Genomic DNA, 14,653 nt, shown 5'->3' on the forward strand with positions numbered 1-14,653 from the left:
CCCAATCCCGGCAGAATGGGGCGGTTACGGGACACCGGAAGGTTTGGTTAACCATAGCCATTTGAATATGGTTAACTCAATTAGGTTAGAGTCTGGCAACTCTGAATTTCATGATCCAAGGAGAGATCGGCCATGAGCCGCACTTATACCCCGGCGATGAGCCGCATGCAGACCCTCGCTCGCAATCCAGCCGTCATCGCACTCACGCTGGCGCTCGCACTTGCTGGCTGCGCCAACAAGAAGAACCTGCCCAACAGCGCAGGTGAACTTGGCCTCGGCGGTGCAGGCTCGGCAACCCCCGGCTCGACCCAGGACTTCACGGTCAACGTTGGCGACCGTATCTTCTTCGATACCGACTCAACCTCGATCCGCGCGGACGCCCAGCAGACGCTCGACCGTCAGGCTCAGTGGCTCGGCCGTTACCCGAACTACGCGATCACCGTCGAAGGCCATGCCGACGAACGCGGTACCCGCGAATACAACCTGGCTCTCGGCGCACGCCGTGCCGCTGCCACCAAGGAATATCTTGCATCGCGCGGCGTTCCGGCAAACCGCATGAAGACGATCTCCTACGGTAAGGAACGTCCGGTCGCCGTTTGCGACGACATCTCCTGCTGGTCGCAGAATCGCCGAGCTGTTACCGTTCTCGGCGGCGCTGGCATGTAATCTTGGCAGAGGCTTCGGCCTCGGCGAAGATGACAATTACGTTAGAAAAGGTGGTCTTTCGGCCACCTTTTTTGTTTTTCCTTAGTTTGGCCCCGATTCCCTAGATTTTGAATGATGGCTTGGTTGCTTTTTGCCGGCAGGTAAGAAAAATCCGTCTCGCGTCATCCCGACGCAAATCAGAGAAGCAGGACGAACGACATGAAGAAAATTGTCTTGGCAGCAATGCTAGGGCTGGCGGCAATGACAGGCCCCGCCGGGGCATTCCAACTGTCTCTGCCGAAACTCTTCCAGGGCGAGCAGAGCGCTCCGCAACAGGCAAAGCCCGAACAAGGCGAAATCATCCTGGCGCAGAGCAATGATGCCGTTCGTAACCAGCAACTCCAGGAAGAACTCCGGCAGCTTAACGGCCGGATCGAGGAAATGAGCTATCAGCTGCTGCAGATGCAGGAGCAACTGCGCAAAACGCAGGAAGATAACGAATTCCGCTTCCAGGAGCTGGAGAAGAAGAAGAGAAGCGATTTGGGCGACACGACCGGGCAACCGGCCGTGGCGTCCAGCCGCCCTTCCTCATCCACCCCGCCTCAGTCTTCCGGAGGTGATGATGTCGCTCGCGCCATCGAGGCGCCATCCGACATCGGTACAGGTGGTCAGCAGAGCAGTAGCGCGCCGGCTCCAACGACGCTTGGCTCAATGGAGTTTGATCAGAACGGTAATCCGGTCGGCGCCAGCCGCAACGACAGTGCCCGCAATTCATCCGCGCTTCCTGGGGTCGACACGGGATCGCCCCGTGCAGGCAAGGACCCTCAGAAAACAGCGTCGCTCGGCAGTGAAAGCGATGCCTACAAGATTGCTTATGATCACGTATTGACTGGCGATTACCAGCTCGCCGAAACGGAGTTTTCCACCTACATCTCTTCCTATCCCAAGAGCGCTCGGCTTGCGGATGCCAATTTCTGGCTCGGCGAGGCGCAGTATTCGCAGGCCAAGTATAACGACGCTGCCAAGACGTTCCTCAATGCACACCAGACATACGGAAAATCGCCCAAGGCTCCGGAAATGCTTCTGAAGCTCGGCATGTCGCTTGCGGCTCTGGATAACAATGAGACTGCCTGCGCGACGCTCAAGGAAGTGCCGCGCCGTTACCCAACTGCTGCCAAGGCCGTGCTTTCGAAAGTCAGCAGTGAGCAGAAGCGCCTCGGCTGCTAGCGAACCGCGCGATGACCGTCGTCCAAGGCTGGCCGATCTCACCACAGGAGGCGGTGCAATCGCTTCTCGAGCGTCTGGTAAGGCCAACCCGTATTCTTGTGGCGGTCTCGGGGGGAAGTGATTCGATAGGCCTGCTTCTTGGGCTTCACGGTGCACTTGCTGCCGATAAGGAAGCGCGGCATGAGCTTGTCGCGGCAACGATCGATCACGAATTGAGGGGCGAATCTGCTGACGAAGCCAAGGCTGTGGCACGTCAATGCAAGGAAATGTCTATCCCTCACCGGACCCTCCGCTGGTCAGGCGAAAAGCCCAAGTCCGGAATCTCTGCTGCAGCAAGGGAAGCGCGTTATTTCCTGCTGATGGAGGCTGCCGATGTGCTCGAAGCCGATATCATCGTTACCGGGCACACGCTGGACGACCAGCTGGAAACGATCGCGATGCGGGCTGTCCGCAGCGAGGCGAATGCCAATCTTGGGCTCGCGGGCATGGCGGAGGCCGTTTTGCTCGATCGACGCCGCTGGCTGTTGCGCCCGTTTCTTGCGACGCGGCGCGAGGCCATACGGGAATTCCTGCGCCGGTCGGGTAGGGGATGGATCGACGATCCAAGCAATATCGACCGACACTATGAGCGCGTGCGGGTGAGACAGGACCTTTCGGATCATTCCGCCCAGGCGCTGGAGACAATCCAGCCAGCCGCTCGCCGCCGCAGCCAGTTGGCCGAAGAGGCTGCCGGACTTGCCCGCCGCCATCTGACCGTTGTGCACGGCGTCCTCGCTCAGCTCGCTCCGGAAGTGCTCAACGAGGATGCCGAGACGTTACGGCATCTGCTGGCGAGCCTTGCTGCCATTATCGGTGGACGCCAACACCTGCCGGCCGCAGCAACAATGGAACGCGTCATGACGATGCTTGATCGGCGCAGCATGGGGCGCATGACGGCTGGGCGCGTGATCTTCGACCTGAGGCGGGAAGGCCTTTATATGCATCGCGAAAATCGCGACCTGATTTCCGTTAATATTCCGGGCGGAACAACCGGGATTTGGGACGGCCGCTACCGGATCAGCAACCGGACAGATCAGGTTGTCGAGGTCGGTCCGAGGGTTTCGGAGCGTGCCGTGGCCATGGTCATGTTCCCCGATGCGCCTCCTGCTATCTCGATGCGTGCCATGGGGGTAATGCCGCAGATTGAAATCGACCCGCCGTCATTGACCGAAATCGATAAAGAGAGCGTGATCACCCAGGCGGTTCTTGCCCCATATGACCGTTTTTTGCCGCAGTTTGATCTTATTCTAGGTTGTGAACTCGGGCTTTTGTTCGGATGTGATGAGTTTCCCGCCGCTCCAATTAAGGTTTTCGAGCGGAAAAGCTAAACGGCAGGGCTGCCTTGCCTTGGCAAGGGCGTAACGCAACCTTATGTTATGCGCAAGAAAGGCGGCCGCTTCAGCGGCTGCAATGGCAGTCCGGGGAGTTCGATGAACCCAAACTTTCGTAATTTTGCCCTCTGGGCTATCATAGCCCTCTTGCTGATCGCATTGTTCAGCATGTTCCAGACGGCGCCTTCACAAACCAGTTCCCGCGAAGTTTCTTATTCGCAGTTCCTTAAGGACGTGGATTCTGGTCGTGTGCGCGACGTCGTGGTGACGGGCAACCGTGTGATGGGTACACTTGCCGAAAACGGCCAGAGCTTCCAGACGTATTCGCCTGTAATCGACGACTCGCTGATGTCGCGTCTGCAGGAGAAGAATGTCAACATCGTCGCTCGGCCGGAAACGGACGGTTCTTCAGGTTTCCTGAGCTATCTCGGCACTTTGCTGCCAATGTTGCTCATCCTCGGTGTCTGGTTGTTCTTCATGCGCCAGATGCAGGGTGGATCGCGCGGCGCAATGGGATTTGGCAAATCCAAGGCCAAACTTCTGACGGAGGCGCATGGCCGTGTGACGTTTGAAGACGTTGCCGGTGTTGACGAGGCCAAGCAGGATCTAGAGGAAATCGTCGAATTCCTGCGTGACCCGCAGAAGTTCCAGCGCCTGGGCGGTCGAATTCCGCGCGGCGTTCTGCTTGTCGGCCCTCCGGGTACCGGTAAGACGCTGCTCGCCCGTTCTGTTGCCGGCGAAGCGAATGTGCCGTTCTTCACCATCTCTGGTTCGGACTTCGTTGAAATGTTCGTCGGTGTCGGTGCATCCCGTGTGCGCGACATGTTCGAACAGGCGAAGAAGAATGCACCGTGCATCATCTTCATCGACGAAATCGACGCCGTCGGCCGCCATCGTGGCGCAGGCCTTGGCGGCGGTAACGACGAACGCGAACAGACGCTCAACCAGTTGCTCGTCGAGATGGACGGTTTCGAAGCAAACGAAGGTATCATCCTGATCGCCGCTACCAACCGTCCCGACGTTCTCGATCCGGCTCTGCTGCGTCCGGGCCGTTTCGACCGCCAGGTCGTGGTGCCGAACCCGGACATCGTCGGTCGTGAGCGCATCCTCAAGGTGCATGCTCGCAACGTGCCTTTGGCGCCGAATGTCGATCTCAAGGTTCTCGCTCGTGGTACGCCCGGCTTCTCCGGTGCCGACCTTATGAACCTGGTCAACGAAGCTGCCCTGATGGCTGCGCGCCGTAACAAGCGTCTTGTCACCATGGCCGAATTCGAAGACGCCAAGGACAAGATCATGATGGGCGCGGAGCGTCGCTCGTCTGCCATGACCGAAGCCGAAAAGAAGCTTACCGCCTATCACGAAGCCGGCCACGCTATCACGGCGCTCAAGGTCGCGGTTGCCGATCCGCTGCACAAGGCGACGATCATTCCGCGCGGCCGTGCGCTCGGCATGGTCATGCAGCTGCCGGAAGGCGACCGCTATTCGATGAGCTACAAGTGGATGGTGTCGCGCCTGACCATCATGATGGGCGGTCGCGTTGCCGAAGAACTGACGTTCGGCAAGGAAAACATCACGTCTGGCGCATCATCGGATATCGAGCAGGCCACCAAGCTTGCCCGCGCCATGGTCACCCAGTGGGGCTTTTCCGACATCCTCGGTCAGGTTGCCTATGGTGAAAACCAGCAGGAGGTCTTCCTCGGTCATTCGGTTTCGCAGTCCAAGAACGTCTCGGAGGCAACCGCCCAGAAGATCGACCAGGAAGTGCGTCGTCTCATCGATGAAGCGTATACCGAGGCACGCCAGATCCTCACCGACCATCATGACGGGTTCGTCGCGATCGCCGAAGGCCTGCTGGAGTATGAGACGCTGACCGGCGAAGAGATCAAGGCTCTGCTTCGGGGCGAAAAGCCGGCGCGCGATCTCGGTGACGATTCGACACCAAGCCGTGGTTCGGCAGTGCCCTCGACTGGTAGCAAGAAAGATGAGCCGAAGGGTGGAGAACCCGAAGCAGGTCTTGAGCCACAGCCGCACTAAGGCCGCTCACATTACTTAACAAGACCGCCGTGGACCCGTCTGCGGCGGTCTTTTATGTTAACGATGACTTATCCGGTCACGCGATATGATCGGCTTTGACGCTAATTTACGTGCTTGCGCCACTCGCCTGTGGCAATAGCCAGACATACGCCGATCCGAAGTGATGCGGCAGCGGGCGCTAAATTGATTTTGCCCGCAGCGCATCGATCGCGCGACGACGAAGGAGATTACATGGCACGCCGCTATTTTGGTACCGATGGTATCCGCGGACATTCGAACGTCTTCCCGATGACGCCCGATCTGGCGATGCGGGTAGGCATTGCAGTGGGCACGATCTTCCGCAACGGCAGCCACCGCCACCGCGTCGTGATCGGCAAGGACACGCGCCTTTCGGGTTACATGTTGGAAAATGCCATGGTGGCGGGTTTTACCGCTGCTGGCCTCGACGTTTTTCTGCTCGGCCCGATCCCGACGCCCGCCGTTGCCATGCTGACGCGCTCGCTGCGCGCGGATGTCGGTGTGATGATCTCCGCTTCGCATAATCCTTTCGAGGACAATGGCATCAAGCTCTTCGGCCCGGATGGCTACAAGCTTTCCGACGAACTGGAGATGCGCATCGAGGATCTGCTCGACAGCGATCTGCACGCCCAGCTTGCCAAATCCGCCGATATCGGCCGGGCGAAGCGCGTCGAGGGCGATATCTATCGCTATATCGAGCAGGCCAAACGCACACTGCCGCGTGACGTGACGCTTCATGGTCTTCGCATCGCCATCGATTGCGCCAACGGTGCGGCTTACAAGGTCGCTCCTCTGGCTCTTTGGGAGCTTGGCGCTGATGTCGTGACGATCGGCAACGAGCCGAATGGCACCAACATCAATCTCGGCTGCGGATCGACCAGCCCGGAAGCGCTGCAGAAGAAGGTGCATGAAGTGCGCGCCGATATCGGTATCGCCCTGGATGGCGATGCGGACCGTGTGATCATCGTCGACGAGAATGGCGAGATCATCGACGGCGACCAGCTGATGGCCGTGATCGCTGAAAGCTGGGCACAGGACCAGCGTCTGACGGGTGGTGGTATCGTTGCCACCGTCATGTCGAATCTGGGCCTTGAGCGTTTCCTGGGCGACAACGGGCTGACACTTGCGCGCACCAAGGTCGGTGACCGCTATGTCGTCGAGCACATGCGTAACCACGATTTCAACGTCGGCGGCGAGCAGTCCGGCCATATCGTATTGTCGGATTTCGGCACGACGGGCGACGGTCTTGTCGCTGCGCTTCAGATTCTCGCCTGCGTGAAGAAGCTCGGGCGGCCTGTCAGCGAAGTCTGCCGCCGCTTCGAGCCGGTTCCGCAGCTTCTGAAGAACGTCCGTTTCTCCGGCGGCAAGCCGCTCGAGGACAGCATCGTTCGTCAGGCTATCGCCGATGCGGAAACCGAACTTGGTTCCAAGGGCCGTCTCGTCATTCGTCCGTCCGGCACCGAGCCGCTGATCCGGGTGATGGCGGAAGGTGACGATCGCGCCCAGGTCGAAAAGATCGTCAATGGTCTAATCGACGTGATCGGCAATGTCAGGTCGGAAGCGGCCTGACGCTTCCGGCAGCTAAGGCCGCCACTCCCGAAATTTGCCGTCCAGAGCGCCGTCGAGATAAAAGGCGGCGCTTATCAGGGCGAGATGGGTGAGGGCCTGGGGGAAGTTTCCGAGGAACTCCCCGCGCGGATCGAATTCTTCGGCATAAAGCTGCAGGTGATTGCCGAAGAGCAGCAGCTTTTCCATATTGATCTCGGCTTCCTGCAGTCTGCCAGCACGGGCCAGGCATTCGACAAACCAGAATGAACACGCGCCGAAAAAACCTTCTCGCCCTTCCAGTGCATCCTGCCATTTGTAGCGCATGACGAGGCTGTCATCGGCGAGTTCGCGGGAGATCGCGTCGAGCGTCGCCAGCCATTTGGGATCGGTGGCGCTAATGAAGCGGACAAGCGGCATCATCAGCATCGAGGCATCCAGTTCCTCGCCGCCTTTGGCATGGACAAAGTGACCATGCTTTTCGTTCCAGAAGTTCGCCCAGATGTCTTCTGTAATCGCATTGCGGGCCTCGATCCACTTGCCGAAAGGAGCGGCAAGCGAACGTTTCTGTGCAAGGCGCAAAGCGCGATCGACGGCGACCCAACACATAAGCCGGGAATGCAGGTGTTCCTGCGGTTCACTGCGCGCTTCCCATATTCCAGCATCGGGTTCCTGCCAGACCTCGCAGACATGATCGACGACGTTGCGGACGTTCAGCCAGTTCTCGTGCGAGATGGAGCCGCCATATTTGTTGCTGATATAGATGGAGTCGAGCAGTTCACCGTAGATATCGAGCTGCACCTGGCCGGCGGCGTCATTGCCGATCCTGACGGGTCTGGCACCTCCATATCCGGAGAGATGATCCAGTGATTCTTCACGTGCGACCCTTGAGCCGTCGAGATTATACATGATCTGTACATTGCCGTCGGAGCGGTCGGTCCGTTCGCTGATCCAGCGGCCGAAGGCATTGGCTTCATCCAGGTAGCCGAGCCGCATCAGGGCGTAGATCGAGAAGGAAGCGTCGCGGATCCATGTGGCGCGGTAATCCCAATTACGCTCGCCGCCCGGAGCCTCCGGCAAGCCGAAGGTTCCTGCCGCGGCGATGGAGCCGTATTCGGCCGAGGTCAGCATCTTCAACGCGAGAGCAGACCGGGTGACGGATGAGCGCCAGCGGCCGCGATAGGTCGACTTCTTTGCCCAGCCCTGCCAGTAGCCGGTCGTCTCCTCAAGGAGAGCGTCGATGGCTTCCGTATTCGGCGCATGGCGTGTTTCATCACCATCCAGCGTAAAGTCGATGGTTTCCCCACCCTGCAAGGTAAACTCCGCAAACGCGGCTCCTTGCCTGGTATGAAAATCTACTGCACCCGACAGGCGGAGGGTGAAGTCGCCGCAATGAAAGAAGATATGGCCTTTTCCGGTCTTCACCTTCGGCGTGCTTAGGGCGTAGTCGAATCGCGGCCAGCACTTCAGTTTGAACGCGACCTTTCCTCGCGTGACGGTGACGCGCCTCACGAGTGATGAAGGCTCATCCGGGCCGTGCGGCAGCGGCATGAAATCGACGATCTCGGCACTGTTGCTCGTGCCGAGCCAGCGGGTCAGAAGGACATTGCTTTCCGGGACATACATCTGCAGGCGACGGGCGCCCTCGATCTGCGGCGTCAGTTCGAATGCGCCGCCCTTTTCCGGATCAAGCAGGGAGGCGAAGACGCTCGGGCTGTCAAGATTCGGCCAGCACAGGTAATCGATCGTGCAATCCTTGGCGACGAGTGCGATCGTGCGCATATTTCCAATGGCGCCATGCTCGGAGATGGGGCGGGGGACATCGACTGTGTTTACGATCGATTTGCCCGCATCGTCTTTCAAATGCTTCAAGGCCGGTCCTTTCGTGTTGAGCATGTCAACGCCGGAAAAGAACATCGGCTCCATCACTGGGATGCTGAACTTTGCGTGAAGCGCCAAGTAACGCTTCTGTCGCGTAACGAAGCATATCGGTAAACATCTATGGTTAAGTGGGGCTTAACCTTTATCATTCATTCTCCATGCCAAATAAGGTGGTCGTGCAGGTGGCACGCCATGCATGATGAAGCTTGGAGAAGCGAACATGAAGATGCGCCTTGCAGCGACGGTTGCTGCCGCCATGCTGTCGGCTGGCGTTGCCCAGTCGGCAGATCTCTACCAGCCCCAGCCCGCACCGCTCATGGACGCACCGGAAGTCACGGTGCAGGAAGCGAGCGGCTGGTATCTGCGTGGCGATGTGGGATATTCGTTCAACCGGCTGCGTGGCGCAAACTTCTACCAGGGCGGTTCCTCGGCAAACGAGGTGGATTTCGAATCCACGGATATCGATGACAGCTTCCTGATCGGCGGCGGCGTCGGTTACCAGATCAACAACTATCTCCGCACCGACCTGACGCTCGACTACCTGTCGAAGACCGATTTCCGCGGTTCGACTTCCGGCGGCTGCGGCACGATCCCGGGCAATTGCGTCTCGGACGATCGTTCATCCTTCTCGGCCTACAGCCTGATGGCCAACGTCTATGTCGATCTCGGCACCTACGCCTATTTCACGCCATATGTCGGTGCTGGCTTCGGCGCTTCATACGTGAAGTGGGACAAGCTGCGGAACACCTCCTGCTCGGTCACCGACCCGACGGATTGCGATCCCTCGTCGGATCATGATGGCAAGGGTAAATGGCGTGCGACCGCTGCCCTGATGGCAGGTGCCACGATCGATGTCACCTGTAACCTCAAGGCGGATGTTGGCTATCGCTTCCGTTACATCGACGGCGGCAACATGTTCGGTTACGCCAATTCTGGCGGTCCAGGCCGCGACAAGGGCATCTACAGCCACGAGGCCCGCGTCGGCGCCCGCTACATGTTCAACAACAATTGTGAACAGGCGACTTACGAGCCTGAACCTCAGCCGATCGTCTACAAGTAAGATCAGCGCATGGTGCCAAAGCCGCCTTCGGGCGGCTTTTTTGCGTTTTTGCCTGCCTGTCGATGTGATCACGGCATTTGCGACGAAGATTTTCTTCAAGCGGCGAAACGACCCGCTTGACTGTGAAAGCAGGGAAATATATCCACGACGGCGGGACACCTCTCCCCAACGAGAGGCTAATTACCTGGAAGGGTATCTATATGGCCAATGTCGCCGCGAAGCCGGATGTGCGTCCGGATAACACCCATTTTTCTTCTGGCCCTTGCGCCAAGCGTCCCGGTTGGTCGCTTGAAGCGCTTTCCGATGCCCCGCTCGGTCGTTCGCACCGCGCCAAGGTTGGCAAGGACAAGCTGGCACAGGCCATCAATCTCACCCGCGAAATTCTGAACGTACCAGCGGATTACCGCATCGGCATCGTTCCCGCATCCGATACCGGTGCCGTCGAAATGGCGCTCTGGTCGCTGCTCGGCGAGCGCGGCGTCGACATGCTGGCCTGGGAAAGCTTTGGCGCCGGCTGGGTCACCGATGTCGTCAAGCAGCTGAAGCTCAAGGATGTTCGCAAGTTCGAGGCCGATTACGGTCTCCTTCCGAACCTCAATGAAGTCGATTTCGACCGTGACGTCGTCTTTACCTGGAACGGCACGACGTCCGGCGTCCGCGTTCCGAACGCCGACTTCATTCCGGCAGATCGCAAGGGCCTGACCATCTGCGACGCCACCTCTGCCGCCTTTGCGCAGGATCTGGATTTCGCCAAGCTCGACGTCGTCACCTTCTCCTGGCAGAAGGTTCTCGGCGGTGAGGGCGGTCACGGCATGATCATTCTGTCGCCGCGCGCTGTCAAACGCCTGACGACTTATGTCCCGGCTTGGCCGTTGCCGAAAATTTTCCGCATGACCTCGGGCGGCAAGCTTTCCGAAGGCATCTTCAAGGGCGAAACGATCAACACGCCGTCGATGCTCTGCGTCGAGGACTATATCGATGCGCTCAACTGGGCAAAGACGGTCGGTGGTCTTAAGGGGCTGATCGCCCGTGCGGATGCAAACGCCAAGGTTATCTTCGACTTCGTCAAGGCAAACGACTGGATCGCCAATCTGGCGCAGGTCGACGAGACCCGCTCCAACACCTCCGTGTGCCTGAAAATCGTCGATGCCGAAGTCGCTGCTCTCGATGCCGACGCTCAGGCTGCTTTTGCCAAGGGCGTGACCTCGATCCTCGAAAAGGAAGGCGTCGCTCTCGACGTCGGCGCTTACCGAGACGCTCCGTCTGGTCTTCGCATCTGGGCCGGCGCCACGATCGAGGAGGCCGACATGAAGGCCTTGATGCCGTGGCTGGCCTACGCGTTCGAAACGCAGAAGGCCACACTTTCTAAGGCTGCTGCCTGATCCGATTTCCGGTGTCGCTATAGCGGCACCGTTTCATCCCGCATTCAGAGACTGAACCCTTTATCAGGAGCCCAGACCATGGCACCTCGCGTACTCGTATCCGACGAACTGTCGGAAACCGCCGTCCAGATTTTCCGCGATCGCGGTGTTGAAGTCGATTTCCAGCCAAAGCTCGGCAAGGACAAGGACAAGCTGGCCGAGATCATCGGCAACTACGATGGTCTCGCCATCCGCTCGGCCACCAAGGCGTCCGAGAAGCTGATCGCGGCTGCGACCAACCTCAAGGTCATCGGCCGCGCCGGCATCGGTGTCGACAACGTCGATATCCCGGCCGCTTCCAAGCGCGGTATCATCGTCATGAACACCCCGTTCGGCAACTCGATCACGACGGCGGAACATGCCATCGCGTTGATGTTCGCCGTTGCCCGCCAGCTGCCGCAGGCCGACGCATCGACCCAGGCCGGCAAGTGGGAAAAGTCGAAGTTCATGGGTGTCGAAATCACCGGCAAGACGCTCGGCGTCATCGGCGCCGGCAATATCGGCGGCATCGTCTGCAAGAAGGCCATTGGCCTTGGCATGAACGTGATTGCCTATGACCCCTTCCTGTCTGCCGAGCGTGCACAGGAAATGGGCGTCGAGAAAGTGGAACTGGACGAACTGCTGCCGCGTGCCGACTTCATCACATTGCATGTGCCGATGACCGACAAGACCCGCGGCATTCTTGGCAAGGAAAACCTCGCAAAGACGAAACCCGGCGTTCGCATCATCAACTGCGCCCGCGGCGGTCTCGTCGATGAGGCAGCGCTTGCCGAAGCCATCAAGTCCGGTCATGTCGCCGGTGCCGGTTTTGACGTGTTCGAGGTCGAGCCTGCCACCGAGAGCCCGCTCTTCGGCCTGCCGAACGTCGTCTGCACGCCGCATCTTGGTGCTTCGACCACGGAAGCGCAGGAGAACGTTGCCCTTCAGGTCGCCGAACAGATGTCGGATTACCTCGTCAAGGGTGCAGTATCGAACGCCATCAACATGCCGTCGATCACCGCCGAAGAAGCGCCGATCCTGAAGCCGTTCATTCGTCTCGCCGACGTTCTCGGTGCCTTCGTCGGCCAGGTTTCGGATGATCCGATCAAGGAAATCGAAATTCTGTTCGATGGCCAGACGGCCAACATGAATACGCGCGCATTGACGTCTGCCTTGCTGGCCGGCCTGATCCGCAATCAGGTGGCCGACGTCAACATGGTTTCTGCCCCGATCATGATCAAGGAAAAGGGAATCGTCCTTTCCGAAGTCAAGCGTGACAAGACCGGCGTTTACGACGGTTACATCAAGCTGACGGTCAAGACCGACAAGCAGACCCGTTCGGTTGCCGGCACCGTGTTCTCGGATGGCAAGCCGCGCTTCATCCAGATCAAGGGTATCAACATGGACGCCGATGTCGGCGCCAACATGGTCTACATCTCCAACACCGACGTTCCCGGCATGATCGGCTTCATGGGCACGACGCTTGGTAATGCCGGCGTCAACATCGCCAACTTCCAGCTCGGTCGCGAGAAGGAAGCCGGTGATGCCATCGCGCTGCTTTATGTCGATGCACCGGTTTCGGAAGATGTGCTTGCGCAGCTGACGGCAAACCCGGCAATCCGCCAGGCTCGCCCGCTGGTGTTCAACGTCGAGTAAGCCATCATTCGGTGGGGCGTATTGCCCTGCCTTTTCCTCCCAAGGAAGATGCAGAACGGGTCTGGTGCGATAAGCGCCGGGCCCGTTTTGTTTCGTCTGACGATTATGTGATCACTTTACTGCTAAAAACGCCCCTTGGTTGTATTTCCGTCAATTGGCTCTTGTCCTGAACTTTTGTAACTACTAAAGCGGGAAAAAGTGGACAGGCTACTGAAAACTGCGCCACGGCTCCCCATATCAGGGTCACGGACCGCATAGGGCGGCCAGAGGAGAAATTGATGTTGTTCAAGCTTCGGCGTTTCCAGAAACTCTTCGCGATCGCAGCGATCGGAATGGCAGTTTCGCTAACAGCCGTCGATTTCGCGGAAGCGCGTCGCGCCGGCGGTGGTTCCAGCTTCGGCAGCCGTGGTACGCGTACCTTTGCGGCACCACCGGCCACGAATACGGCTCCGGGTGCAGCAGGCGGCATCAACCGCTCGATGACCCCGAATACACAGCAGAATGCGGCAAGCCCAGCTAACGGCATGGGCGCGCAGGCAGCTCAGCAGCAGCGTCGCCCCGGCATGTTCGGCGGTATGTTCGGCGGCATTCTGGGTGGTCTCGCTCTCGGCGGCCTGTTCGGCATGCTGATGGGTGGTGGTTTCGGTGGAATGGCAGGCTTCTTCGGCATGCTGTTGCAGATCGCGCTGATCGCTGGTCTCGCCATGCTGGCCTTCCGTTTCTTCGCTCGTCGTCAGCAGCAGCAGGCTGCCGGTCCGGCCGCTAATGCCCGCGCTTATGGCGATGGCGGCAATGGTGGCAAGGACGGTTTTGGCCAGAGCCAGAACAACGCCTATGAGGCACCGCAGCAGAACCAGGGCGGTTTCCAGATCCCGAAGATCGGTTCTGGCGCGGGGGCCGCAGCTTTCGGTGGCGGCCAGCAGGCGGTTCAGCGCCAGGCTGGTCCGGATACGGATGAAGTTGGCATCACCAATCGCGACCTCAGCCAGTTCGAAAAGCTGCTGACCGAGGTGCAGGGTGCTTATGCCGACGAAAACTATGCCAAGCTTCGTGACCTCACGACGCCGGAAGCGATGTCCTACCTTGCCGAAGAGTTGGGTGAAAACGCAACCAATGGCGTGAAGAACGAGGTTCGCGACGTGACCCTGCTGCAGGGTGACCTTGCCGAGGCATGGCGCGAAAACGGCCAGGAATATGCGACCGTCGCAATGCGCTATTCCTCGATCGACTTCCTGCGCGACCGCAACACGGGCGAAGTTGCCGAAGGCAATCCGAACGAAATCACCGAAACGGTGGAAGTCTGGACATTCGTGCGCAAGCCGGCCAATGATTGGAAGCTTTCTGCAATCCAGTCCGCTGCTTAAAACCAGCGCCTAGAGTTTGAGGAGTTCGGCGGTCCTGCCGTCGTGCTCACCCTGGTAAAAGATATGAAGGGCTCGCTCGTAAGGCGAGCCCTTTTCGCTGACCAGATGAAAGAGCGTCATCGAACTTCTGAATTTCAGATCATCCGTCGCGCCGAGGATATCACCTGCGCTGCGCCCTTCATGCCCGAGCATGGCTGCCGTACATTCGCCGAGCCGCCAGCCGAGCAGGGGATGTTCGAGATAGGCGATGGCTTCCGCCCGCGAGCGTATGGCGAAGCGCTGCGATGTGGCAGATACCCCCAAGCCGCTGATTTGCGGGAATATATACCACATCCAATGGCTGCGCTTCTGTCCGTCGCGCAGCTCCGCGATCACCTGATTATAGATGGATGCCTGCGCCTCGACGAAGCGAGTCAGATCGAAAGGAACAAATTGTTCGTTCATTAAACGCTC

At 59.1% G+C, this 14,653-nt stretch carries 11 protein-coding genes; 9 read left to right on the top strand and 2 right to left on the bottom strand.

Going from position 1 to position 14,653, the window contains the following annotated elements; all coding sequences use genetic code 11:
• Nucleotides 1–132: 132 nt before the first annotated feature.
• The 5 genes from pal to glmM all read left to right on the top strand — a co-directional run bounded on the left by pal (nt 133) and on the right by glmM (nt 6,863).
• Nucleotides 133–666, top strand: coding sequence for a peptidoglycan-associated lipoprotein Pal (pal, locus tag GGE33_RS02710; protein WP_148145888.1), 534 nt, complete (start codon nt 133–135; stop codon nt 664–666).
• Nucleotides 667–864: 198 nt separating this feature from the next.
• Nucleotides 865–1,872 (top strand): tol-pal system protein YbgF, encoded by a 1,008-nt coding sequence (ybgF, locus tag GGE33_RS02715; protein WP_183821149.1) that lies wholly within the window; start codon nt 865–867, stop codon nt 1,870–1,872.
• A gap of 11 nt (nt 1,873–1,883) precedes the next feature.
• Nucleotides 1,884–3,239 (top strand): tRNA lysidine(34) synthetase TilS, encoded by a 1,356-nt coding sequence (gene tilS / locus GGE33_RS02720; RefSeq protein WP_183821150.1) that lies wholly within the window; start codon nt 1,884–1,886, stop codon nt 3,237–3,239.
• Between the two features lie 102 nt (nt 3,240–3,341).
• A complete protein-coding gene (gene ftsH, locus GGE33_RS02725; RefSeq protein WP_148145882.1) occupies nt 3,342–5,276 on the top strand; it encodes an ATP-dependent zinc metalloprotease FtsH in 1,935 nt (644 codons plus the stop codon).
• A gap of 231 nt (nt 5,277–5,507) precedes the next feature.
• Nucleotides 5,508–6,863 carry a phosphoglucosamine mutase gene (gene glmM, locus GGE33_RS02730; RefSeq protein ID WP_183821151.1) on the top strand — a complete coding sequence of 452 codons (1,356 nt, stop codon included), beginning with the start codon at nt 5,508–5,510 and terminating at the stop codon, nt 6,861–6,863.
• A gap of 12 nt (nt 6,864–6,875) precedes the next feature.
• Here the strand turns inward: glmM and GGE33_RS02735 are convergent, their stop codons facing one another.
• Nucleotides 6,876–8,798, bottom strand: a complete 1,923-nt coding sequence (locus GGE33_RS02735; protein ID WP_246435708.1) for a glycoside hydrolase family 15 protein — start codon at nt 8,796–8,798, stop codon at nt 6,876–6,878.
• Between the two features lie 142 nt (nt 8,799–8,940).
• Here GGE33_RS02735 and GGE33_RS02740 point away from each other — a divergent pair, with 142 nt between their 5' ends.
• The 4 genes from GGE33_RS02740 (at nt 8,941) to GGE33_RS02755 (ending at nt 14,200) form a co-directional block, all read left to right on the top strand.
• Nucleotides 8,941–9,780 (top strand): outer membrane protein, encoded by an 840-nt coding sequence (locus GGE33_RS02740; RefSeq protein ID WP_148145879.1) that lies wholly within the window; start codon nt 8,941–8,943, stop codon nt 9,778–9,780.
• A 200-nt stretch (nt 9,781–9,980) separates the two neighbouring features.
• Complete coding sequence (locus GGE33_RS02745) at nt 9,981–11,162, top strand: phosphoserine transaminase (protein ID WP_183821152.1); 1,182 nt, start codon at nt 9,981–9,983, stop codon at nt 11,160–11,162.
• A gap of 78 nt (nt 11,163–11,240) precedes the next feature.
• Nucleotides 11,241–12,836, top strand: a complete 1,596-nt coding sequence (gene serA / locus GGE33_RS02750; protein WP_183821153.1) for a phosphoglycerate dehydrogenase — start codon at nt 11,241–11,243, stop codon at nt 12,834–12,836.
• Between the two features lie 278 nt (nt 12,837–13,114).
• The gene (locus GGE33_RS02755; protein ID WP_148145876.1) at nt 13,115–14,200 is read left to right on the top strand and encodes a Tim44 domain-containing protein; all 1,086 of its coding nucleotides are present in this window, start codon (nt 13,115–13,117) and stop codon (nt 14,198–14,200) included.
• Between the two features lie 9 nt (nt 14,201–14,209).
• On the opposite strand, the gene GGE33_RS02760 is transcribed toward GGE33_RS02755, so the two are convergent.
• Nucleotides 14,210–14,644, bottom strand: a complete 435-nt coding sequence (locus tag GGE33_RS02760) for a DUF1810 domain-containing protein (RefSeq protein WP_183821154.1) — start codon at nt 14,642–14,644, stop codon at nt 14,210–14,212.
• Nucleotides 14,645–14,653: the final 9 nt, after the last annotated feature.

It is taken from the genome of Aliirhizobium cellulosilyticum, assembly GCF_014198105.1.
GTDB lineage: Bacteria > Pseudomonadota > Alphaproteobacteria > Rhizobiales > Rhizobiaceae > Neorhizobium > Neorhizobium cellulosilyticum.

Bases quoted from the DNA above. Each gene is read 5' to 3' on its own strand.
- GGE33_RS02755 (WP_148145876.1), top strand. From the start codon at position 13,115: ATGTTGTTCAAGCTTCGGCGTTTCCAGAAACTCTTCGCGATCGCAGCG.
- GGE33_RS02745 (WP_183821152.1), top strand. From the start codon at position 9,981: ATGGCCAATGTCGCCGCGAAGCCGGATGTGCGTCCGGATAACACCCAT.
- GGE33_RS02740 (WP_148145879.1), top strand. From the start codon at position 8,941: ATGAAGATGCGCCTTGCAGCGACGGTTGCTGCCGCCATGCTGTCGGCT.
- ftsH (WP_148145882.1), top strand. From the start codon at position 3,342: ATGAACCCAAACTTTCGTAATTTTGCCCTCTGGGCTATCATAGCCCTC.
- GGE33_RS02760 (WP_183821154.1), bottom strand. From the start codon at position 14,644: ATGAACGAACAATTTGTTCCTTTCGATCTGACTCGCTTCGTCGAGGCG.
- serA (WP_183821153.1), top strand. From the start codon at position 11,241: ATGGCACCTCGCGTACTCGTATCCGACGAACTGTCGGAAACCGCCGTC.
- pal (WP_148145888.1), top strand. From the start codon at position 133: ATGAGCCGCACTTATACCCCGGCGATGAGCCGCATGCAGACCCTCGCT.
- glmM (WP_183821151.1), top strand. From the start codon at position 5,508: ATGGCACGCCGCTATTTTGGTACCGATGGTATCCGCGGACATTCGAAC.
- tilS (WP_183821150.1), top strand. From the start codon at position 1,884: ATGACCGTCGTCCAAGGCTGGCCGATCTCACCACAGGAGGCGGTGCAA.
- ybgF (WP_183821149.1), top strand. From the start codon at position 865: ATGAAGAAAATTGTCTTGGCAGCAATGCTAGGGCTGGCGGCAATGACA.